Genomic DNA, 21,359 nt, shown 5'->3' on the forward strand with positions numbered 1-21,359 from the left:
CCGTCATGTTGTTGGGGACGTCGGTTGGGGCAGGACTTGCCATCAGATCAAGCGCGCAGATCGGCAGGCGGAAGCCTGGCGGGACGGCTGCGCTTTGCCGGCCTCGATGAGACGCAATCCGATTTCCTGCGTAGTTATCGCGGCATGCTGGAGCCTTACGTCAAGGCCGGCCTGCGCGATGTGATGACCCGCTTCCAGTCCATGCCGGACTGCTCGCCGTCCTTCGAAAGCGAAAACCAGCTCGACCGTCTGCACGATCTGCAGTCCTCGCACTGGAGCGTGCTGACGGATGCGCGTTTCGATGCGCTTTATGCCGAGCGGGTGAAGGTTCTTTCCGACAATGCCAGCCGCATGGGTCTCGATCCGCGCTGGCAGATCGCCAGCCACGCGGTGGTTCTGGAGCATCTGCTGGGCGGCCTTGTGGCCGAACATGCGCCCCGCTCCATCCTGCCCGGTAGCCGCAAAAAGAACCGTGAGCTTGCGGACGCGGTAAAGAATGTCGTCCGTCTGGTGATGGTCGATACCGAGATTGCCGTGTCGCTGCGCTTTAATGAACTGCGCCTGCGCCATGGCCGCGAACTCCAGGAACAGCGCGACAATGACCGCTCGGAAGCGGCCAAGCTGCTGGGCACGGCACTGACGGCCTTTGCCGCAGGCGATTTGCAGGCCCGCATCGGCGACGATGTGCCCGACGCCTATCGGGACGTGGCGGAAACCTTCAATGCGGCGCTCGCGACGATCGGCGCGTCGCTGATATCGGCCCAGAACGGTGTCGGCGAGGCGGAGGCGTTGAGCGCGCGTTTTGCCGGTATCGGCCGTTCCATTGCGGAGCGTTCGCACAAGCAGGCCGAAGCCCTTGCCGAGACCTCCCGTGCGCTTCAGGCGATGATTGCGCATGTCGCCGAAAACGGCGCCCGCATGTCGGCGACGGAAAAGGCGGTTTCCAGCGCCCGCGACGCGGCCGTCGAAAGCGGCAGGGCGATCGGCGAGGCAATCGACGCCATGGCGGATATCGAACAATCGGCCGAGCAGATCGGCAGGATCATCGGCACCATCGACGAGATTGCCTTCCAGACCAACCTTCTTGCCCTCAATGCCGGCATCGAGGCGGCGCGCGCGGGAGAAAGCGGTCGTGGTTTTGCGGTCGTGGCGCAGGAGGTCCGGGCGCTCGCCCAGCGTTCCGCTGATGCCGCAAGGGAGATCAAGAGCCTTGTCGGTTCCACGAAAACGCAGGTCGAAGGCGGCGTACGCATGGTCAACCGCACGCAGGAGGCAATCGGCGGGGTCGTCCGGCAGGTGTCCGGCATCAACGACATGATCGCCGAAGTTTCCCGGCACACCGCCGAGCATGCCGGGGAACTGCAGTCGGTCGCCGCCGATATCGACGAACAGCAACGGCAGGCCGGCCGTAGCGCCGCCGATCTGGGCGCGGGCGCCGCCGAAGCCGATGCGCTGCACACCGTCATTCTGGAACTCGGCCGCACCGTCCGCGAGTTCCGTATTGCCCGCCAGGAACATTTCGCTGCCGCCGCCAGCGCGGATCGGCAGCACTCATCATTTATGGCCCGTGGGGATAACCGCACGGATTACCGCCAGGATTACCAACAATTCAGACGCCAGGGAGTCATGTAATGACAGCCAGAAAAGCAGCTGAGGCGACGCTGAAACTGTCACCGGTGCTGGATCTCAACGAAGCATCGGCCCTGCACGGCAAGCTGATGACGCTGAGAGGAGCACCGTTGTCGGTCGACGCGTCCGAGGTGGAACGCATCGGTGCACTTTGCGCCCAGGTCCTGATGGCCGGTGCGAAGTCCTGGGAAGAGGATGGCAAGCCTTTCGGTTTCGCCAGGGTTTCCGATGCATTCGACAAGACCATGAAACTGATAGGCGTCGATATTGACCATTTGCTCCCCAAGGAGATGCAAAAGTGAAGAAAAAAGTTCTCACCGTGGATGATTCCCGGACGATCAGGAACATGCTCCTGGTCACGCTCAACAATGCCGGTTTTGAAACCATTCAGGCCGAAGACGGCATCGAGGGCCTCGAAGTGCTCGAGCAGAGCAACCCCGATGTCATCGTGACCGATATCAACATGCCCCGTCTCGACGGTTTCGGCTTCATCGAGGGTGTAAGGCGCAACGAAAAGTACCGCGCGATCCCGATCCTCGTTCTGACGACCGAAAGCGATGCAGAGAAGAAGAACCGCGCCCGTCAGGCCGGTGCAACCGGCTGGATCGTCAAGCCGTTCGATCCTGCAAAACTCATCGATGCCATTGAACGCGTAACCGCCTGATACGGGACATTTCACGATGGATATGAACGAAATCAAGGAAATCTTTTTCCAGGAGTGCGAGGAGCAGCTCGCTGAACTGGAATCGGGGCTTCTTAAATTGAATGACGGCGACCGCGATCCGGAAACCGTCAACGCCGTTTTCCGCGCCGTTCATTCCATCAAGGGCGGGGCCGGTGCCTTCGGTCTCGATGACCTCGTGGCCTTCGCCCACGTTTTTGAAACGACACTCGACTGCGTCCGCTCCAACAAGCTGGAGCCGACCCAGGATGTTCTGAAAGTCATGCTGCGTTCCGCCGATGTGCTGGCGGACCTCACCAATGCCGCGAGAGACGGCGGCAGCGTCGATGAAAGCCGCACCCGCGGCCTCGTCAAGGAACTGGAAGCGCTGGCAAACGGCGAAACCGTGCAGGTTTCCGCCCCGGCGCCAGCGCCAGCTGCCGTCAAGGCGCCGCAATCCGTCGCACCCAAGCCGACGGACGAGAGCGGCTTCGAGCCGATCCCGTTCTCCTTCACGGACTTCGCCGACGAAACCACGCCGCTGATGGAAGCGCCGTCCTTCCAGATCACCTTCAAGCCGCACGCATCGCTTTATTCGAAGGGCAACGAGGCTGCCCTTCTCCTGCGCGATCTTTCGCGCATCGGTGAAATGAGCATCAATTGCGACATGTCGGAGCTGCCTTCGCTCGACAAGCTCGATCCTGAAGCGTCCTATCTCTCCTGGACGGTTTCGATCACCACCGAAAAGGGTGAAGAGGGTATCCGCAGCGTCTTCGAATTCGCAGAATGGGATTGCGATCTCGAAATCACCCCCGTTCTGTCGGATGCTGCTGCGGATGAGGAAGAACTTCCGATGATCCCGGTTCCGTTCGATCTCTCGGCTCTCGATAGCGGACCGGAAGAGGAACCCGCCGTCGAAGCCATCGCAGCGGAAGCGTCCTACGTTGCCGCAGCCGTCGAAACGGCCGTCGCGACGACGCAGATCGCCCAGAGCGTCAATGCCGCCATCGAAAAGCGTGAAGCGGCAGCAGCGCCTGCCGCAGCCCAGGCGAACGCCAACGCAGCCGCCAATGCCAGCGCCGGCCAGACCATCCGCGTCGATCTCGACCGTGTCGACCGCCTGATCAACCTCGTCGGCGAGCTCGTCATCAATCAGGCGATGCTGTCGCAGAGCGTCATCGAAAACGACGCCAGCGGCACCTCCGCCGTCAATATGGGCCTCGACGAGCTGCAGCAGCTGACGCGCGAAATCCAGGACAGCGTCATGGCGATCCGCGCGCAGCCGGTGAAGCCGGTCTTCCAGCGCATGTCGCGTATTGTCCGCGAAGTCGCCGACATGATCGGCAAGCAGATCCGCCTCGTTACCGAAGGCGAGAACACCGAAGTCGACAAGACGGTCATCGACAAGCTGGCCGAGCCGCTGACCCATATGATCCGCAATGCCGTCGACCACGGCATCGAAACGCCGGAAAAACGCGAAGCGGCGGGCAAGAACCCGGAAGGCACCATCAAGCTTTCGGCCAAGCACCGCTCGGGCCGTATCCTGATCGAGCTTCAGGACGACGGCGCAGGCATCAACCGTGAGCGCGTTCGTCAGAAGGCAATCGACAACGATCTCATCGCCGCCGATGCGAACCTGACGGATGAAGAAATCGACAATCTGATCTTCGCCCCGGGCTTCTCCACCGCCGACAAGATTTCCGATATTTCCGGCCGCGGCGTCGGCATGGATGTGGTCAAGCGCTCCATCCAGGCGCTTGGCGGACGCATCAGCATCTCCTCGCGCCCCGGCCTCGGCTCGACCTTCACCATGAGCCTGCCGCTGACGCTTGCCGTTCTCGACGGCATGGTGGTGACCGTTGCCGGCCAGACGCTGGTGGTGCCACTGACGGCGATCGTCGAAACCCTGCAGCCGGAAGCGAAGAACATTCATTCCTTCGGCGCGAACCAGCGGCTGATCTCCATCCGCAACTCCTTCTGCCCGCTGGTCGATGTCGGCCGTGTGCTGAACTTCCGTCCGACCCAGGCCGATCCGGTCGAAGGTGTCGCTCTTCTGGTGGAATCGGAAGGCGGCGGCCAGCGTGCACTGATGGTCGACGCGATCCAGGGCCAGCGTCAGGTTGTCATCAAGTCGTTGGAAGCCAACTATACCCATGTTCCGGGCATTGCCGCCGCCACTATCCTCGGTGACGGACGTGTTGCGCTCATCCTGGATGTCGACGCCATCGTCAGCGCCTCGCGCGGACAGCCCCTGAAGCAGGAAATGTCGCTTGCGGCGACAGGTTGAAAGCGGATCGTTCATGGCAGCACTTAATCTCAGCGACCAGCGCCAGTCTTCCGACGACGTTCTTGCCAGCGGCGAATACCCGCTGACGAGACGGGACCTGTCGGAAATCGCGGCGATGATCTACGCCGATGCGGGCATCTATCTCAACGACACCAAGGCGTCGCTGGTCTATTCCCGCCTGTCGAAACATATCCGCAATCTCGGCCTGTCAGGTTTCCGCGAATATTGCTTACTGGTGTCTTCGCCCGAGGGTGCGCAGGCGCGGCGCGAAATGCTGTCGCACCTGACGACGAATTTCACCCGCTTCTTCCGCGAGAACCATCATTTCGAACATCTGCGTGACGAGGTCCTGCCGGGCCTCATCGCCAGGGCGAAGAGCGGCGGGCGTGTCCGCATCTGGTCTGCCGCCTGTTCCGATGGGCAGGAACCCTATTCCATCGCGCTCACCGTGCTCGCCATGTTTCCGAATGCGGCGGATTATGATTTCAAGATCCTCGCGACGGATATCGACCCGAAGATTTTGGCGCAGGCCCGGGCAGGGGTTTATGATGACAATGCGCTGGAAACCGTGTCTCCCGCCATGCGCAAGCAATGGTTCACGGAAGTCGATGCCGGCGGTCGCCGCAAGTTCCGCATCGACGACAAGGTCAAGCGGCTCATCACCTTCAACGAATTGAACCTGATGACGCAATGGCCCTTCAAGGGCAATTTCGACGTGATCTTCTGCCGCAACGTCGTCATCTATTTCGACGAGCCGACGCAGATGCGCATCTGGTCGCGTTTTGCCGGGCTGCTGCCGGAAGGCGGTCATCTTTATATCGGCCATTCCGAGCGCGTGTCCGGCGACGCCAAGAACCTGTTCGACAATACGGGCATCACCACCTACCGCTACATCGGTCACGCTTCGGGGAGGAAGGCATGAGCGCACTCGCACGGGTCCTCGTCGTTGACGATTCCCCCACCATGCGCGGCCTGATTTCGGCCGTCCTGAAGGCCGATCCGGAAGTTGAGGTGGTCGGGCAGGCCGGCAACGCCATGGAAGCGCGCGCCGCCATCAAGCAGCTCAATCCGGATGTCGTGACGCTCGACATCGAGATGCCGGAGATGAACGGGCTGGAATTTCTCGAAAAGATCATGCGCCTGCGGCCCATGCCGGTCATCATGGTCTCGTCGCTGACCCATCGCGGCGCGGATGCTTCGCTGGCGGCGCTTGAAATCGGCGCCTTCGATTGCGTCGGCAAGCCGGCGCCCGGCGATGCCCGCCCCTTCGGCGATCTCGCCGACAAGGTGAAGGCCGCTGCCCGCTCGCAACACGCCGCTTACCGTGCGGCGCGCCCGGAAGCCGCAGCCGCGCCGCAGCCGGTGCCGGTCAGCGAATATCGGGCGGGTCGCAAGGTCGTGGCCATCGGCTCCTCCACCGGCGGCGTCGAAGCGCTGATCGCCGTGCTGCAGAAATTCCCGGCCAATTGCCCGCCGACCGTCATCACCCAGCACATGCCGCCGACCTTCACCAAGAGCTTCGCGGAACGGCTGAACCGCATCTGCGCCCCCGTCGTGGAAGAGGCGACGGATGGTGCGCGCCTGCAGACCGGCAAGATCTATCTTGCGCCAGGCGGCGAACGCCATCTGCAGATCGCCAACCGGTCCGCACCCTGCTGCCGGCTCGTCGAGCGCGATCCCGTCAACGGCCACCGCCCCTCCGTCGATGTGCTGTTCGATTCGGTGGCCGAACTTGCCGGCCGTAACGCCGTCGGTGTCATTCTCACCGGCATGGGCCGCGATGGTGCGGCCGGGCTGTTGAAAATGCGCCATGCCGGTGCGCGTACCGTCGGCCAGAACGAAAAAACCTGTGTCGTCTACGGCATGCCCCGCGTGGCCTATGAGCTCGGCGCCGTGGAACAGCAACTCCCGCTGGCCTCCATCGGCGAAGAAATCCTGAAACTAACCACTGCCCGCAAAGAAGGTGCTGACTAATGTCTCTCGCAGAAAAGATCAAAGTTCTGATCGTCGACGATCAGGTGACCAGCCGGCTGCTCCTCAGCGATGCGCTGACACAGCTGGGCTTCAAGCAGATCACCGCCGCCGGCGACGGCGAGCAGGGAATGAAGATCATGGAGCAGCAGCCCCATCATCTCGTCATCTCCGATTTCAACATGCCGAAGATGGACGGTCTCGGTTTCCTGCACGCCGTCAGGGCCAACCCGACGACCAAGAAGGCCGCCTTCATCATCCTCACCGCGCAGGGCGACCGCGCGCTGGTGCAGAAGGCCGCCCAGCTCGGCGCCAACAACGTGCTGGCCAAGCCCTTCACGATTGACAAGATGCGCGCTGCCATCGAGGCGGTTTTCGGATCGTTGAAATGATTGAAGCTGCGGCCAAGCGCGTACATATCATTCAGGGCGAGTATAAGGTCGTCAGCGATCCCGACGTGGTCATGACGACGATACTCGGTTCGTGCGTGGCTGCCTGTCTGCGAGACCCCGTTGCCGGCCTGGGAGGCATGAACCACTTCCTGCTGCCGGGAACGGGAAATGTGACCGGCGGGGATGCGACGCGTTACGGTGTGCATCTCATGGAGCTTCTGATCAACGGCCTCCTGAAGCAGGGGGCGCGGCGCGACCGTCTGGAAGCCAAGGTTTTCGGCGGTGCGAAGACGATTGCCAGCTTTTCCAATGTCGGCGAGCAGAATGCCATCTTCGCCATGCAGTTTCTGAAGGATGAAGGCATTCCGGTCATAAGCTCCTCCACGGGCGGGGAACACGGTCGCAAGATCGAATTCTGGCCGGTCTCCGGGCGCGCGCGTCAGCATCCGCTCAGCGGCGCGGAAACCCAGAAGACGGTTGCCATGGAAACGCGTCCGGTGCCGGCACCCAAGCCCGTCGCCAACGACATCGAATTTTTCTAGTCACGGAGTTTTCAATGCAGCTTGCAGAGCACACCGCCAACGCTCCGTTCGAAGAAGCCCTGCCGGACGTCCTGATGCGCGTGGTATCGGAACTGCACGATGTCGCCTATCTCATCGAGCGCATCGAGCCGCAATTGCTGGAGGTAACCAGCGGTCAACTGTCGAGCGATGGCGTCAAGCTGTTGCAGGGCATCGACCTTGCCGTGCAGAAAACCCGCGGTCTTGCCGAATTCATCGATACCGTTACCGGCTCCATCCCGGGACACTGGATCGTGGACGTCAGCACCGCGCTCAGCCTCGTCAAGCTTGCCGAAATGCAGAAGGCGCTCGGCGCGGCCTTCCGTCACGGTCATTCCCAGCCGCTCGACAAGGCCTCCGGCGACTTCGACCTGTTCTAGACATTCCGCAGCTTTCCCTGCTTCGCGGAATGCGGAGAAAGGCAACGCTCGCGCAAGCTTCGCACCCTATTGTCACCACGGGGCCAAAAGGTCTCGGACTCTATGAATGACGGTGCGGAACAGAATGAATCTGTTAAATCAAATCCCTCAGGTCTTGAAGAATGTCGCGGCGCTGGGGCAGACGCGGCTGCTGATGCTGGGCGGCGTGGGCGTTGTCTCCATGGCCATTATCCTCGCGGCGGCGCTCTATGTGAACCGTCCTACCTACGAGACCCTTTATGTGGGACTTGAAAAGAGCGACCTCAACAAGATCAGCATTGCGCTCGCCGAATCGGGGCTGGATTTCCAGGTTGGAACCGATGGTTCCAGCCTTCAGGTCCCTGTCGGCCTCACCAGCAAGGCAAGGCTGCTTCTGGCCGAGCGCGGCCTGCCAGACAGCGCCAATGCCGGTTATGAGCTTTTCGACAATGTCGGTTCTCTCGGCCTGACCTCATTCATGCAGGAAGTGACCCGCGTTCGCGCCCTTGAGGGCGAGATCAGCCGCTCCATCCAGCAGATCGACGGCATTGCGGCCGCACGCGTCCATATCGTCATGCCCGACGTCGGCAATTTCCGTCGCGGCGAACAGAAGCCCACCGCATCGGTCATGATCCGCGCAAGCGCGTCTGCCGGCCGCAAGGCGTCCGCTTCCATCCGCCATCTCGTCGCCTCGGCCGTTCCTGGCCTTGAAGTCGACGATGTGACGCTGCTCGATTCGACCGGCCAGCTTCTCGCCTCCGGCGACGATGTCACCAATGCCGCCATGAACCGCTCGCTGACGCTGGCGCAGAACGTGCAGCAGGAAATCGAAACCAATATCGACAAGGCGCTGGCGCCCTTCCTCGGCATGGACAATTTCCGCTCCAGCGTCACGGCCCAGCTCAATACCGACAGCCGCCAGATCCAGGAAACCGTCTACGATCCGGAATCGCGCGTCGAGCGTTCCGTGCGCACGGTAAAGGAAGACCAGAAGTCCCAGGAAACGCAGCCGGACACGGCCGCGACGGTGGAACAGAACGTACCGCAGGCCGCGCCCCAGGGCGGCGGCGGCGGCCCGCAGTCCTCCGACCAGTCGGCCAAGAAGGAAGAGCAGACCAATTACGAGATCAACTCCAAGACGGTCGCCACGGTCAAGAACGGCTATACCGTCGAGAAGATTTCGGTTGCGGTCGTCGTCAACAAGGGCCGGATCGCCAAGATGGTCGGCGAACCCGCCGATCAGGCGAAGATCGACGCCTATCTTGCCGAAATGCAGAAGATCGTCACTTCGGCGGCGGGCATTTCTTCCGACCGTGGCGACATCGTCTCACTGACGGCGATGGACTTCCTCGAAACGCAGCTGCTTGACGAGGCCGCGACCGGGCCGGGCATCATGGAAGTGCTGAGCCGCAATTCCGCCGGCATCATCAACTCGCTCGCCTTTGTCGCCGTCGCCTTCCTCGTCATCTGGCTTGGCGTACGCCCGCTGGTCCGCACGGTGACCGGCAATGGTGCAGCCGCAGGCCAGCTCAGCCAGGAGGCTGCCGGTCTCGAACTGCCGGACTTCTCTCCCGGGATGGATGCGGGTGCAGGTGGTCTCATGGAAGGTTTCGGCGCGGATTTCGGCTTCGACAGCACCGACGATCTGCTGGCGGGCGGCGATGGCGAGGGCACATTCAACCGCCGGGTTCGCGAAGGGCCCGAACGCAGGCTCTCCCGCATGGTGGAAATCAGCGAGGAAAGAGCCGCCAAGATCCTGCGCAAATGGGCAGTGGAAAAAGCAGCGTGATTTTAAAAAAAAGGCCGGGGGAACCCGGCCTTTTTCGCATTTTCGGCCTTTTTGCTATCCTTGGCCGCCCGTCCGTGGCAATCTCGTTTCAGGACAGTGTTTACAAAAAATTCAGCAACGATACAGTTTGCTGGGAATTGGTTGAGAATGCCGTTTATGGATTGAACAGCTTTTCAGTATGTTTTTTTAGCAATAGACGAATAGGGAAATACGTGGAAAGGCTGGTGTCAGGTAATGGCAAATCCCAGTCCGTTCCATAAAATGAAGTGATTCGGTCTCCGGGGGCTTGCCGTCCCATTTTGGTAAGCTTCTCGAATGGAATGATTCCATCCCGAGGTATAATCTCCCACTGGGAGCAAGAGGGCGTAGGCGATTGAAAGTCGATGTTGATATCCGCAGGCTGTCTGCCAAGCCTATGGAAGGCATGGGTAAGCCTTTGCCGCGCGATCAGCTTGCTAAAAACGTCGCAGCCACGGCTGCTGCCGGTAACGTTGCAGGCGCACTGGATCTGCTCGTAACCTATGCTGGCGCCTCGCATTATCTGCTGGCGCGGGATGACCTTCTCGAAGAAACCGGGTTGAAATTCATCGTCACCTCCGATTGGCCTTTCGATCTGGTCCGCAGGCTCGGCGTCGAATTGACCAACAGCCAGAACCGGTCGAGCGAAATGGAGAAATGCCTTTCGCTCCTGCAGCCGCGGTTGCTTTTCCTTCCAGACGACGTTTCGGTGCCCTACGGCATAGACCGGCAATATTCGGCACTGTCCTTCTGCGTGGGCCGCATCCGCCTTTCTCTGCTTTTGTTGTTTCCCGAAGAAGCGGTGCCTTCGCCGGAAAGGCTGCGCGAAATCGCGCTTCTGACAGGCTATTGCGTCAGTTTCGGCATTGCCAGCGAAGCAAAGACGGTGCGCGATATCGATCTTACCGAGCGCGAACTCGAATGCCTGTTCTGGATCGCTGAAGGCAAAACAAGCGATGAAATTGCGATGATCCTTGGCATTTCGCGCAATACGATCAATAATTACATCACCAGCGTGATGCGTAAAACCGCGACGAAAACCCGCTCGGAGGCAATTGCCTACGCCGTGCGCAACAACCTCGTATAATGGTCGGACGGATGGTACAGACGAAAGACAATGAGGGTACAGGTCAAACGGGCATGTTTTACCGCAGCCCTGTCGTGACGAGCCGGTCGGATCTGTTTCCGAAGCTTGTCGCCATGCAGAAGCTTGTGGGCGCGCGTAATTTCGTGGTGACGAAGGCCGCCGCTTCGGGCTTCCCCAACAAGAAGAAGCTGACCTGCGAGCTGGAAAACTGGGGCATGAATGCCGCAGAGCAGAGCGCGCAGTTCATCCGCGCCGTCGGCGATATTCTTCTCGATCATATCGAGACGTCGCTCCTGCCGGTCATCTGGCGCAACAAGAATGCCGGCGGCTTTGCCGATCTTCCCGATGTGCCCGCGCTTCTGCGCCGTATCGAGAACGATACATTGCCTTATGCCGGCCTCGCCCTGCCGGTGCGGCTAGGCACCATCGGCAACGGTTATATCGTCTTCTGCGGCACCAACCTCGTTCTCGACAATGAGGTAGTGATCGAACAGCACATCAAATGCTGCGAGATCATGGTGGATATGCTGGCGCTGGACGAGCGCAAGGCGGCCCCCTCGGAGGCCTTGAGCGAAAGGGAAATCGCCTGCCTGCAGCTGGCGGGGGACGGCCGTATCAGTGAAGAGATCGCGGTCAAGCTCGGGCTTTCCGTGCACACCGTCAACGCCTATCTCGGTTCGGCAACGATCAAGCTCGATTCCGTCAACCGTATTCAGGCGATCGCGAAAGCGATCCGGCTCGGTTATATCCATTGACGGCGGGCGGGGTCCTCCCGCCCCATGCACATGCGGCCGGCTGCGGCATCCCGCCGCAAAGCCATTCCAGTATTTCGCGTTTTTTAACAGTTGCCCACTAGAACTATCACAGGTTTGGCTCTGGGGAACTGTTTCATGCACAACCGGCTCTTTAAGTCCGTTGCGGGCAAGGTCGTCGCGCTGACGATCGGCCTGATCATGCTCAGCGTGGCGGCAGTTGGTTTTTCGACCTACATTCGCTTGAAAGACAACATCATCACCACCGCGCTGCGCGATACGCACAGTGCAATGCGTGGCATGGCCATCCTTTACGAGATGAAGGTCGGCGGCGTTGCCCTCGAAATGGTGGATGGCGAGTTGAAGAGCGTGGGTCGCGCCTCCATCGGGACGATGCGCGACAACGATCTCGTTGATCGCACGGCTGCCGGCAACGGCGGTATCGCCACGGTTTTCGAAACCAAGGGCGGCGAATTCATTCGCATGACCACCAATCTGAAGAATGAGAAGGGTGAAAGGGCAGCGGGCACCAAGCTTGCTACCGATCATCCCGCTTTCGAAAAGGTCTCCAAGGGTGAGTCCTATTTTGGCACTGCCACCCTTTTCGGCGTTGACTACATGACCGGTTATATGCCGGTCCTGAACAAGGCCGGCGCCACCGTTGGCATCCTGTTCGTGGGTGTTCCCATGGATGTCTACAATGCGCAGATTTACAGCCTGCGGGATCTGATGCTGATCTGCGGCGCGCTTGCCATGGTCGGCGTGGGCCTGCTCGCCTATTTCGTCATCAAGCGCACCCTGCAGCCGCTCGGCAAGCTGACCGATGCGGTAAAGTCGCTTTCGGACGGCAATCTCGACACGCCGATCCCCTATGCCACCAACACCAATGAATTCGGTAACATTGCCCGTGCACTGGTGATTTTCCGCGAAAACGCGCTTGAGAAGCTGGCGATTGAGGGCAAAAGCGCGGACGAACGCTCGGCGGCGGAATCAGAGCGTCACCGTAACGATGCCGAGAAACAGGAACTCGACAGCCAGATCGAATTTGCAGTGGGTGAGATTGCCTCCGGCCTCGGCAGGCTTTCGCGCGGCGATCTGAGCCGCACGATCGAGACACCTTTCGCGGGCCGTCTCGACCGCCTGCGCACGGATTTCAACGAATCCCTTCTCAACCTGCGCGACGCGCTTGGGCAGATTCGTGAGCGTACGCTCATCATCCAGCATAGCGGCTTTGAAATCGAGCAGTCGTCGGTCGATCTGTCGAAGCGCACGGAAAATCAGGCCGCCTCGCTGGAGGAGACCGCTGCCGCCGTGGACGAAATCACCGTCACCGTCAGATCCTCGGCCGAGCGGGCGCGGGAGGCCAATGAGGCCGTGCGCATCACCAAGCAGAGCGCCGACAGTTCGGGTTCGGTCGTCAGCAACGCCGTCGACGCCATGGGCCGCATCGAAGACGCATCGCGCAAGATCGAGCAGATCATCGAGGTTATCGACGACATCGCCTTCCAGACCAATCTTCTTGCGCTCAATGCCGGCATCGAGGCGGCGCGCGCGGGCGAGGCGGGTAAGGGTTTTGCCGTCGTGGCGCAGGAAGTGCGCGAGCTTGCCCAGCGCTCCGCCGACGCGGCCCGCGAGATCAAGCAGCTCATCAACCAGTCGACGCATGAGGTCAGCTCCGGCTCGAAGCTGGTGCAGGAGGCGGGCACGGTTCTTTCCGCCATCAGCCAGCAGATCGTTACCGTCAGCCAGCATGTCGAAACCATCGCGACGGCGACGCAGGACCAGTCCTCCGCGCTTCATAACGTCAACAGCTCCGTCAACCAGATGGACCAGATGACGCAGCAGAATGCGGCGCTTGCCGAACAGTCGAGCGCGGCCAGCCGGGTACTGTCAGGCGAGGTGGAAGCGCTGCTCGATCTCGTCCAGCGGTTCCAGATGGAACAGGGTTCGGCGACCGGCAGGGATCGCTACAATCAGGCGGCCTGATAGGTCTGTTTTTTGAAGGTCAAAACCGCTCCCGGATCGCAAGGTCCGGGAGTTTTTATTCGGCCGCTGCCCGCACGGTGCTGGATATCTGATTGATATAGGCACGCAGCGCCGCTGGTTTCACGGGCTTGTGCTGCACGGAAATCCCGTATTTTTCGGCGTCGCTGCGCACTTCCGGGCTGCGATCCGCCGTCACCAGCAGGGCAGGGATCGTCTTGCCGTAAAATGCCCTGATGAGGCGGATGGCGCTGATGCCGTCGCCATCGTCCAGATGGTAGTCGGCGACGATGACATCAGGGGCTGCGGCCAAGGTGAGGAAGGGTTCCTCCAGCGTCGCCACGGAACCTGCGGGTAAAACCTCGCAGCCCCATCCCGTCAAAAGCAGCGTCATGCCCTCGAGGATTTTCGGCTCGTTGTCGATGCACAGGACCCGGACACCCTGAAGGCGGTCGCTGGCTGCCGGGCTGGTTATTCCGCCATCGGCTTTGGCCGGGACGAGGCGATCCGCCTCGCGCGGCAGATGGATGCGGAAGGTCGTGCCTTTTCCGGGGGTGGAAATCAGCTGTACCGGATGGTGCAGCATGCGCGACAGTCGGTCGACGATGGAAAGGCCGAGCCCGAGGCCGGATGCCGTCTTCGCCCCTTCGTCCAGCCGGGCGAATTCCTTGAAGACCGTGCGGAATTTGGATGAAGGAATGCCGATACCGGAATCCGTCACCTGAATGACGACCTCGCCGCCCCGGCGGCGCGCACCGACGACCACCTTGCCCTTCAATGTATATTTGATGGCGTTGGAAACGAGATTCTGTATCAGACGCCGCAGGAGATTGGGGTCGGAACGGACCGTGAGCGAAGTCGGCAAGACCACGAGGTCGAGGCTCTTCTCCTGCGCCATCGGTGCGAAATCGGTTTCGATGCGTTTCAGCAGCTCGTTCAGCGGCACGGATGTCATGCGCGCCTTCATCGAGCCGGTGTCGAGACGGGAGATGTCGAGAACCGCGCCGAGAATGGTTTCGACCGATTCCAGCGCCGAATCGATATTATGGACGAGATCGCTCTCCCCCGAAGCGCCAAGTCGTTCGACCAGCGAGGAAGAATAGAGGCGGGCGGCGTTCAGCGGCTGGAGAATATCGTGGCCGGCAGCGGCGAAAAAACGCGTCTTGCCGATATTCGCCTCATCGGCCGCCGCCCGCGCTTCCCCCAGTTCGCGGTTGACGCGGGTAAGCTCCACGGTTCGCTCCGCCACGCGTTGCTCCAGCGTTTCGTTTGCCTGTTTCAGCGCCTGATCGCTCGCCACACGCTGGGTAATATCGGTGAAGGTGGCGACGATGCCCTTGTCCGGCATGGTGTTGGAGCGCACCTCGATGATGCGCTCGCCACCCGCCAGCACCAGCGAGAAGGGCAGGTCCATGGTCAGGAAGCTGGTAATCAGCTCGTTCGTGTCGCCATCGGGCATATCGCCGCGTTCCTGCAGCATGGAAACGATATCCGTCAGCGGTACGCCGACCTGTCCGAACTGTTCCGGCAAATCCAGAAGGGTGCGAAAGCGTCGGTTCCAGATGGTCAGCTGCTGTGAACTGTCGAACACGGCAATGCCCTGGTCCATCTGGGCCAGCGCCGTCTGCAGCATGTCCTGATTATATTGCAGGGCCTCGCTCGCCTGATCGAGCAGCCATGCCGTGTCCGCGCTGGTATCTTCCGCCTTCTGGAGAATGATCGACAGCACCAGACGGGCCGAGGAGGAGCCGATGGCGCTGCCGAGCAACTGTTCGGAGAAATGAATCAGCGCCATATCCGCCGGCTGGTCGTCATTGAGTTTCCTGCCAGCCGTCTTTTCATAGGTCGCCAGCGAGCGCAGCATGCGCTCTTCACCGAGATAACGGGCAATCGCGCTTTTGAGGTCACCGACGCTGACACGGGTTTTCCAGCCGCGCGTGGCGAATTGCGATTTCGAATGGCGCTTGACGAAGATGCCGGACTGGATGCGCTCCACCGGACGCGGATTGCGCGAGAGCGAGCCGAGCACGAAGGCAAGGCTGTTGACGAGCAGACTGAGAATGACCGCATTCACGAACGGATCGGCCTCGGGGCCGTTGAACACCGTGCTGCCGGAAAACAGGAAACCGAGAATATTCGCCGCCACCTCGGAATTGTCAGGCCCGCCGAAACTTGGCAGGAACAGCAGATAGGCCCAGACAAAAAAGCCGGAACTGAGACCGGCGATTGCGCCGCGCGCATTGGCGCGTCGCCAGAACAGCCCGCCGAACAGGGCAGGGGCCATCTGGGCGATGGCCGCAAATGCCAGAAGGCCGATTGAGGCAAGCCCCGTGGCGCTGTCGGCGGCGCGGTAATAGCCGTAACCCAGAAGCAGCACCGCAAAGATCGCCGTCCGGCGGATGTTGAGCAGCGTCTTGGCGAAGTCGTCCCGGTGCGGCGAACGGTTCAGAAGCTTCTGCCGCAGGAAGATCGGCATGACGATGTCGTTGGAAATCATGATCGACAGCGCCACCGAAGCGACGATCACCATCGCGGTCGCTGCCGAAAAGCCGCCGATGAAGGTGATCAGCGATACGACCGGCATCTGGTGATTGAGCGGCAATTGCAGCACGTAGAGATCGGCATCGCCATTGGCGCCGAGCGTCAGAATGCCGGCAAGCGCAATCGGCAGCACGAAGATATTGATGGCGACGAGATAAAGCGGCAGCAGGAACCCCGCCATGCGCAATTCTTCCGGCGTGCGGTTTTCCACCACGGTGACGTGGAACTGGCGCGGCAGCAGGATGATGGCGAAGCCGGACAGCAGCGTCATCACGATCCAGCGGCTGACGGGCGTGTGATAGGACATGGCCTGCATGGCCTGCTGGTTCTCGGAGGCGAGCTGCCAAAGATGCACGGGGCCGTCGAAGAGGACGAAAAGCACGTAAAAGCCGACGGTGCACATGGCAACGAGCTTGACCAGCGATTCCATCGAAATCGCCAGGATCAGCCCGTCCTGATGTTCGGTGGCGTCGGTGTGGCGAGTGCCGAACATGACGGCGAAGCCGGCCATGACGATGGTGACGACCAGCGGCAGGTCGAGGAAATAGAGGTTTCCACTGCCAATGCCGTAATCGCCGGGATCGACCATCGTCGCCACCGAGCTGGAAACGGCTTTCAGTTGCAGCGCTATATAGGGAATGGCGCCGACGAGCGCGATGATGGCGACGATCATCGCCACGGTGGAGTTCTTGCCGTAACGGGCGGCGATGAAATCTGCAACCGAGGTCAGTTTTTCGGTTTTGGCGAGGTCGACGATACGGCGGATGATCGGCATGCCGATGGTAAAGGCAAGGATCGGTCCGGTGTAGATGCCGAGGAATTCAAGGCCCCTGTCCGCCGCAAGCCCGACGCCGCCGAAATAGGTCCAGGAGGTGCAGTAGATCGCCAGGCTCAGCGCATAAACGAACGGACGCCCCTTTTTCGGTGCGTTTCTTTGACGGCTTTTCCTGTCCCCGTAGCTTGCAACCGCAAACAGCAGCAGGACATAAGCGAAGGCCGAGCCGAATATGATCCACCCAGGAAGCACGCATCCTCCCCATGCAGGAATTCCCTGATATCAGCATAGGCGAATTCCGCGCCGTTGAGAATGAGTGCGGTCTGATCATAAAGTTCAAGACGGGCGTGCAAAAAAGCCAATAAATGCAATCTTGACGAATTCCAAATGGGGAGGCGAATCTGTATGGTCGAGGGCGTAGGGACAGTCACATAGCTTCAGCTCGCGAAGCAGGAGAGAGGGACAATCTGAATGCTTAACGAATTTAAAACCTTCATTGCCCGCGGCAATGTCATGGATCTGGCCGTGGGTGTGATTATCGGCGCGGCTTTCAGCAAGATCGTCGATTCCGTTGTCAACGATCTCATCATGCCGATCGTGGGTGCGATCTTCGGCGGGTTCGACTTCTCGAACTACTTCCTGCCGCTGAGCTCCAGCGTCAATGCCACGTCGCTCGCCGCCGCCCGCGATCAGGGCGCCGTCTTCGCTTACGGCAACTTTCTGACGGTTCTCATCAACTTCCTTATCCTGGCCTGGATCATTTTCCTGATGGTCAAGGGCGTCAACAAGCTTCGTGATTCCGTGGAGCGCAAGAAGGTCGAGGAAAAGCCGGAAGCAGCACCGCCGCCGGAAGACGTCAAGCTGCTCACCGAAATCCGCGATCTGCTGAAGACGCGTTGATTATCGCCATCGTCCCCGGCCTGATGTGCCGGCCCATGCGGCCGGCGATCTCCTGCCGGGGATGACCCATAAAGAAAATCCATGATCGCCTCACGGAATATCATGCACAGGGCTGGTTCGATGCGATAAGAAGGCACTAAACGGAGTGTCTTTAATGTCCATTTTGAACAGTCTGAGTGCACGCTCTCTGGCGGCTCCCGAGAGCGGCATCGTTGAAGTCGTGAATTATGCCCGGGGGCGGGACAATCTCCTGCCGCTGTGGGTTGGCGAAGGCGACCTGCCGAGCCCTGACTTCATCAATCAGGCCGCCATCGATGGGCTGAACAATGGCGAAACCTTCTATACCTGGCAGCGCGGCATTCCAGAACTGCGCCAGGCGCTCAGCCGTTATTACCAACGCCATTTCGCGGCATCGCTGCCGCCGGAGCATTTTTACGCCACCGGTTCCGGCATGCAGGCGATCGCGCTTGCCGTGCAGGCGCTGACCTCGCCGGGCGATGAGATGGTCTATCTGTCGCCCACATGGCCGAACATCGTCGCCGCTATCGGCGTGGCGGGCGCGAAGGCGGTTCCGGTCGGTATCGATTTCCGCGACGGTCGCTGGGATCTCGATATCGGCAAGCTGGAAAGCGCCATCACCGGCAAGACCAGGGCGCTTTTCATCAACACGCCCTCCAACCCCACCGGCTGGACGGCGACGCGCGACAATCTCCGCGATGTTCTGGCTCTCGCCCGCAAACACGATCTCTGGATCGTCGCCGACGAGATTTATGCACTTTATCATTATTCCGGCAGCCGCGCGCCGTCCTTCCTCGATGTCATGGAGCCGGACGACAAGATCATCTTCGCCAACTCCTTTTCGAAGAACTGGTCGATGACCGGCTGGCGTGTCGGCTGGCTTGTCGCTCCGCCGGCCATCGGTCAGGTCATCGAGAATCTTATCCAATATTCCACCTCGGGCGTGGCGCAATTCATGCAGCGCGGCGCTGTCGCCGCCCTCGATCACGGTGACGGTTTTGTGCGCGAGAATTACGAACGCGCTCTGACCTCCCGCGACATTCTCTGCAATGCGCTCATCGCGACAAACCGTGTGGAAACCCTGAAGCCGGATGGCGCCCTTTATGCCTTCCTCAAGATCGACGGTGTGACGGACAGCCGGGCCACGGCGCTTGATATCGTTGACAAGACCGGGGTGGGCCTCGCGCCCGGCACGGCTTTCGGCCCGGGAGGAGAACTGTTTCTGCGCGCCTGCTTCCTGCGCAACCCAAGGCAGATAGAAGACGCCGCCGATCGGCTGGCGTCCTACATTCTCGGCAGATAAGCCGCGAACGTCCGGTCAATCTTCGCCCTGTCGTGCCGGTTATCCGCTGCGGCAGGCGCATTTGCCCAAAAATCACAGCGGGCCGGTAAAACTGCAACCCCACGGCGTAACCATCGACGTGGGGGATTTTCTGTGATATGCGCTGCTTGTTCCATTTATGAGAACATTTTCATCTAATCAATAAAAAGCACTTCATTGCGCTAACCAATCGTAAGCCACCTTTTTAATGGGGTGGGGGATCGGTGGCGTATTCGCTGTGCAAGTAATCAATGATGAAGAATTATTGGCTTTGATGGGCTCAAGAAAAACAAACAGGGAAGTAGTGTCATGGCGGTTCTGGTCACCGGTGGGGCCGGTTATATAGGAAGCCACATGGTGTGGGCTTTGCTCGATGCCGGGGAAGAGGTCGTTGTTGTCGACCGGCTTTCCACGGGGTCGCGCTGGGCGGTCGCGCCGGCAGCACGTTTTTATCTGGGAGATGCGGCGGACCGCACCTTGCTCGACCAGATCTTCGAAGAAAACCAGATCGAGACCATTTTCCACTTCGCCGGTTCGGTCAGCGTTCCTGAATCGATCAGCAAGCCGCTCGAATATTACGAAAACAATACCGGCACGACCCGCGCCCTTGTTGCGGCGGCGGTCCGCCACGGCATCCGCAATTTCATCTTCTCATCGACAGCCGCCGTCTATGGAAACCAGCCCTTTGATGGCCCGGTTCCCGAAACGGCGATTCTCAGCCCGGAAAATCCCTACGGCCTGTCGAAGCTCGCCTCCGAAATCATGCTGCGCGATGTCGTGCAGGCGCATGACTTCAACTATGTGGCGCTGCGTTATTTCAACGTTGCCGGCGCCGATCCGCAGGGTCGCGCCGGGCCTTCCCCCACGGGTGTGGCGAACCTCATCAAAGTGGCCTGCGAAGCCGCAACCGGCAGGCGCGACCGGGTGGAAGTCTACGGAACGGATTACCCGACCGCGGACGGAACCGGTGTGCGTGACTATATTCATGTCAGCGACCTGATCGACGCCCATATGCTCGCCATGGCGCATCTGCGCGCTGGCGGCGGCACACGCACGCTGAATTGCGGTTATGGCGTCGGTTATTCGGTTCTGGACGTCCTGCAGGCCGTGCAGCGGGAATCGGGACGCGATTTTCCGATCATCCATTGTCCGCGCCGCCCGGGCGATATTGCGGCCATGGTGGCGGACTCGGCGCGTATCCAGTCGGAACTGGGCTGGCGTCCGCGTTTCAACGATCTGGCGACCATCGTTCGCACCGCGCTTCAGTGGGAAGCCAAACGTCAGGCCCAGCAAAGCGACAGGCTTCCGCCGGTCCGGCGCAGACTGGCCGCGATAGGCTGAGCTGCTTTTGCGTTACGGGGCGCGGTCTTTCCTGACGGAAGGATAAAGCGCCGGCCGATCCGGCAGGTTCGCGGGGCGAAGCCAGCGATCCCTGTCGAAAAAGCTGCGTGTCAGCTTCAGTCCCGGCGATTGCTCGCTTGCGAGTAAAATCACGTTCAGGCGGTGCGGCGCGGTCGGTTCCGGTTTTATGGAAACCGAAATGCCGAAATGCTGCGCCTGATAAGGTTGCATCCGGCGTGCCGGCTCGAGCATGTTGGACAGATCGGCAAAGCGGGTCTGTTCGACGATCATGGTGAGCGCGTCATCGAGCTTTGTCAGAATAACGGTCCCGTCCGGCGTCCTGGGTGCAACAGCCTTCATCCTGATGGAGCGAACTTCGCCGGACGCTTCGCCGCGGATTTCGAGGAAGAGCGATGCCCGCTCTGCCGGGTCTGTCGCGTTTCCCGCCGCAAGATCGGCCGTACATTCGAAACTACGGATATTGACCGGGCTGGAGTGCCAGCCCTGCGGGTTGGAGAAACCCGTGGCCGTGAAGCGGTCACAAAGCTCCTTGCCTGAAAGAACGAAGTCACGGGCAAAAGACGCCCTGTCGCCGGCCTGCTCGAATTTCAGCAGCTGCGGCGGCAGATAAACCTTTCTGGTAGCCAGCTTTTGCCGCTTGACGGGCTTCATCCTGGGCGGCTCGGCGGATTGTATGGCGGGCGTCAGATTGAGATAGGTCAGCAGGTTTTTGAGATGCTTCTTGTCATTGGCCAAAAGCACCGTCGCGCCTATGGCAAGGCAGACGGCCACCACCGCAAACAGCAGCGCGCCATGGCTCACTCTTTTCTGCAAGCCTGCGTCCATCGCAAGACCCTAAGGGGCTGGCGGGGAATTGCGTCAGCCGGTTCCGATATGGCTTTTCGGGCTGCCGGCAGCCCGGTGAATATATGGTGC

The 21,359-nt window shown here is 60.6% G+C and carries 18 protein-coding genes; 16 read left to right on the forward strand and 2 right to left on the reverse strand.

All coding sequences use genetic code 11. The features are described 5' to 3' along the window. The first annotated feature begins 36 nt into the window (after positions 1–36). The 13 genes from N5D22_RS06690 (at position 37) to N5D22_RS06750 (ending at position 13,530) form a co-directional block, all read left to right on the forward strand. Entirely contained in the window at positions 37–1,632 is a 1,596-nt protein-coding gene (locus tag N5D22_RS06690; protein ID WP_279654899.1) for a globin-coupled sensor protein, read from the forward strand. Continuing rightward, positions 1,632–1,931: an STAS domain-containing protein gene (locus N5D22_RS06695; protein ID WP_279654900.1), complete on the forward strand. Its 300-nt coding sequence runs from the start codon at positions 1,632–1,634 to the stop codon at positions 1,929–1,931. The genes N5D22_RS06690 and N5D22_RS06695 overlap by 1 nt, the downstream gene beginning before the upstream one ends. Next, complete coding sequence (gene cheY1 / locus N5D22_RS06700) at positions 1,928–2,293, forward strand: chemotaxis response regulator CheY1 (protein ID WP_003493773.1); 366 nt, start codon at positions 1,928–1,930, stop codon at positions 2,291–2,293. The genes N5D22_RS06695 and cheY1 overlap by 4 nt, the downstream gene beginning before the upstream one ends. Positions 2,294–2,309: 16 nt before the next feature. Continuing rightward, on the forward strand, positions 2,310–4,577 hold the full coding sequence (locus N5D22_RS06705; RefSeq protein WP_279654901.1) for a chemotaxis protein CheA: 2,268 nt from the start codon (positions 2,310–2,312) through the stop codon (positions 4,575–4,577). Between the two features lie 13 nt (positions 4,578–4,590). Beyond that, on the forward strand, positions 4,591–5,499 hold the full coding sequence (gene cheR / locus N5D22_RS06710; RefSeq protein ID WP_279654902.1) for a protein-glutamate O-methyltransferase CheR: 909 nt from the start codon (positions 4,591–4,593) through the stop codon (positions 5,497–5,499). Further along, positions 5,496–6,551, forward strand: coding sequence for a protein-glutamate O-methylesterase CheB (gene cheB / locus N5D22_RS06715; RefSeq protein WP_003522763.1), 1,056 nt, complete (start codon positions 5,496–5,498; stop codon positions 6,549–6,551). Before cheR ends, cheB begins: the two co-directional genes overlap by 4 nt. Beyond that, positions 6,551–6,940, forward strand: coding sequence for a chemotaxis response regulator CheY2 (gene cheY2 / locus N5D22_RS06720; RefSeq protein WP_003503467.1), 390 nt, complete (start codon positions 6,551–6,553; stop codon positions 6,938–6,940). Before cheB ends, cheY2 begins: the two co-directional genes overlap by 1 nt. Beyond that, the gene (gene cheD / locus N5D22_RS06725; protein ID WP_279654903.1) at positions 6,937–7,482 is read left to right on the forward strand and encodes a chemoreceptor glutamine deamidase CheD; all 546 of its coding nucleotides are present in this window, start codon (positions 6,937–6,939) and stop codon (positions 7,480–7,482) included. The genes cheY2 and cheD overlap by 4 nt, the downstream gene beginning before the upstream one ends. A gap of 14 nt (positions 7,483–7,496) precedes the next feature. Continuing rightward, a complete protein-coding gene (locus tag N5D22_RS06730) occupies positions 7,497–7,880 on the forward strand; it encodes a hypothetical protein (protein ID WP_279654904.1) in 384 nt (127 codons plus the stop codon). A 124-nt stretch (positions 7,881–8,004) separates the two neighbouring features. Continuing rightward, the gene (gene fliF / locus N5D22_RS06735; protein WP_279654905.1) at positions 8,005–9,687 is read left to right on the forward strand and encodes a flagellar basal-body MS-ring/collar protein FliF; all 1,683 of its coding nucleotides are present in this window, start codon (positions 8,005–8,007) and stop codon (positions 9,685–9,687) included. 373 nt (positions 9,688–10,060) lie between these two features. After that, positions 10,061–10,792, forward strand: a complete 732-nt coding sequence (locus N5D22_RS06740) for a helix-turn-helix transcriptional regulator (RefSeq protein ID WP_279654906.1) — start codon at positions 10,061–10,063, stop codon at positions 10,790–10,792. 53 nt (positions 10,793–10,845) lie between these two features. Then, on the forward strand, positions 10,846–11,547 hold the full coding sequence (locus tag N5D22_RS06745) for a helix-turn-helix transcriptional regulator (protein WP_003522758.1): 702 nt from the start codon (positions 10,846–10,848) through the stop codon (positions 11,545–11,547). Between the two features lie 135 nt (positions 11,548–11,682). Further along, positions 11,683–13,530, forward strand: a complete 1,848-nt coding sequence (locus tag N5D22_RS06750) for a methyl-accepting chemotaxis protein (RefSeq protein WP_279654907.1) — start codon at positions 11,683–11,685, stop codon at positions 13,528–13,530. Between the two features lie 55 nt (positions 13,531–13,585). Here the strand turns inward: N5D22_RS06750 and N5D22_RS06755 are convergent, their stop codons facing one another. Further along, the gene (locus N5D22_RS06755; protein ID WP_279654908.1) at positions 13,586–17,095 is read right to left on the reverse strand and encodes a hybrid sensor histidine kinase/response regulator; all 3,510 of its coding nucleotides are present in this window, start codon (positions 17,093–17,095) and stop codon (positions 13,586–13,588) included. Positions 17,096–17,314: 219 nt separating this feature from the next. Between N5D22_RS06755 and mscL the strand changes: the two genes are divergently transcribed. The 3 genes from mscL (at position 17,315) to galE (ending at position 20,423) form a co-directional block, all read left to right on the forward strand. Further along, on the forward strand, positions 17,315–17,743 hold the full coding sequence (mscL, locus tag N5D22_RS06760; RefSeq protein WP_003522754.1) for a large conductance mechanosensitive channel protein MscL: 429 nt from the start codon (positions 17,315–17,317) through the stop codon (positions 17,741–17,743). A 154-nt stretch (positions 17,744–17,897) separates the two neighbouring features. After that, a complete protein-coding gene (locus N5D22_RS06765; protein WP_279654909.1) occupies positions 17,898–19,064 on the forward strand; it encodes a pyridoxal phosphate-dependent aminotransferase in 1,167 nt (388 codons plus the stop codon). 327 nt (positions 19,065–19,391) lie between these two features. Next, on the forward strand, positions 19,392–20,423 hold the full coding sequence (galE, locus tag N5D22_RS06770; RefSeq protein WP_279654910.1) for a UDP-glucose 4-epimerase GalE: 1,032 nt from the start codon (positions 19,392–19,394) through the stop codon (positions 20,421–20,423). Between the two features lie 12 nt (positions 20,424–20,435). On the opposite strand, the gene N5D22_RS06775 is transcribed toward galE, so the two are convergent. Further along, positions 20,436–21,269, reverse strand: a complete 834-nt coding sequence (locus tag N5D22_RS06775) for a DUF6030 family protein (RefSeq protein WP_279654911.1) — start codon at positions 21,267–21,269, stop codon at positions 20,436–20,438. Positions 21,270–21,359 lie beyond the last annotated feature (90 nt).

This window comes from Agrobacterium sp. GD03872 (assembly GCF_029840625.1).
In the GTDB taxonomy this organism is placed as follows: domain Bacteria; phylum Pseudomonadota; class Alphaproteobacteria; order Rhizobiales; family Rhizobiaceae; genus Agrobacterium; species Agrobacterium fabrum_A.

What these genes read in the sequence shown, in the direction of transcription:
- cheR (WP_279654902.1), top strand. Translation starts at nt 4,591, where the DNA reads ATGGCAGCACTTAATCTCAGCGACCAGCGCCAGTCTTCCGACGACGTT.
- mscL (WP_003522754.1), top strand. Translation starts at nt 17,315, where the DNA reads ATGCTTAACGAATTTAAAACCTTCATTGCCCGCGGCAATGTCATGGAT.
- cheD (WP_279654903.1), top strand. Translation starts at nt 6,937, where the DNA reads ATGATTGAAGCTGCGGCCAAGCGCGTACATATCATTCAGGGCGAGTAT.
- cheY2 (WP_003503467.1), top strand. Translation starts at nt 6,551, where the DNA reads ATGTCTCTCGCAGAAAAGATCAAAGTTCTGATCGTCGACGATCAGGTG.
- N5D22_RS06730 (WP_279654904.1), top strand. Translation starts at nt 7,497, where the DNA reads ATGCAGCTTGCAGAGCACACCGCCAACGCTCCGTTCGAAGAAGCCCTG.
- fliF (WP_279654905.1), top strand. Translation starts at nt 8,005, where the DNA reads ATGAATCTGTTAAATCAAATCCCTCAGGTCTTGAAGAATGTCGCGGCG.
- N5D22_RS06705 (WP_279654901.1), top strand. Translation starts at nt 2,310, where the DNA reads ATGGATATGAACGAAATCAAGGAAATCTTTTTCCAGGAGTGCGAGGAG.
- N5D22_RS06745 (WP_003522758.1), top strand. Translation starts at nt 10,846, where the DNA reads ATGTTTTACCGCAGCCCTGTCGTGACGAGCCGGTCGGATCTGTTTCCG.
- N5D22_RS06775 (WP_279654911.1), bottom strand. Translation starts at nt 21,269, where the DNA reads ATGGACGCAGGCTTGCAGAAAAGAGTGAGCCATGGCGCGCTGCTGTTT.
- galE (WP_279654910.1), top strand. Translation starts at nt 19,392, where the DNA reads ATGGCGGTTCTGGTCACCGGTGGGGCCGGTTATATAGGAAGCCACATG.
- cheB (WP_003522763.1), top strand. Translation starts at nt 5,496, where the DNA reads ATGAGCGCACTCGCACGGGTCCTCGTCGTTGACGATTCCCCCACCATG.
- N5D22_RS06750 (WP_279654907.1), top strand. Translation starts at nt 11,683, where the DNA reads ATGCACAACCGGCTCTTTAAGTCCGTTGCGGGCAAGGTCGTCGCGCTG.
- N5D22_RS06765 (WP_279654909.1), top strand. Translation starts at nt 17,898, where the DNA reads ATGTCCATTTTGAACAGTCTGAGTGCACGCTCTCTGGCGGCTCCCGAG.
- N5D22_RS06695 (WP_279654900.1), top strand. Translation starts at nt 1,632, where the DNA reads ATGACAGCCAGAAAAGCAGCTGAGGCGACGCTGAAACTGTCACCGGTG.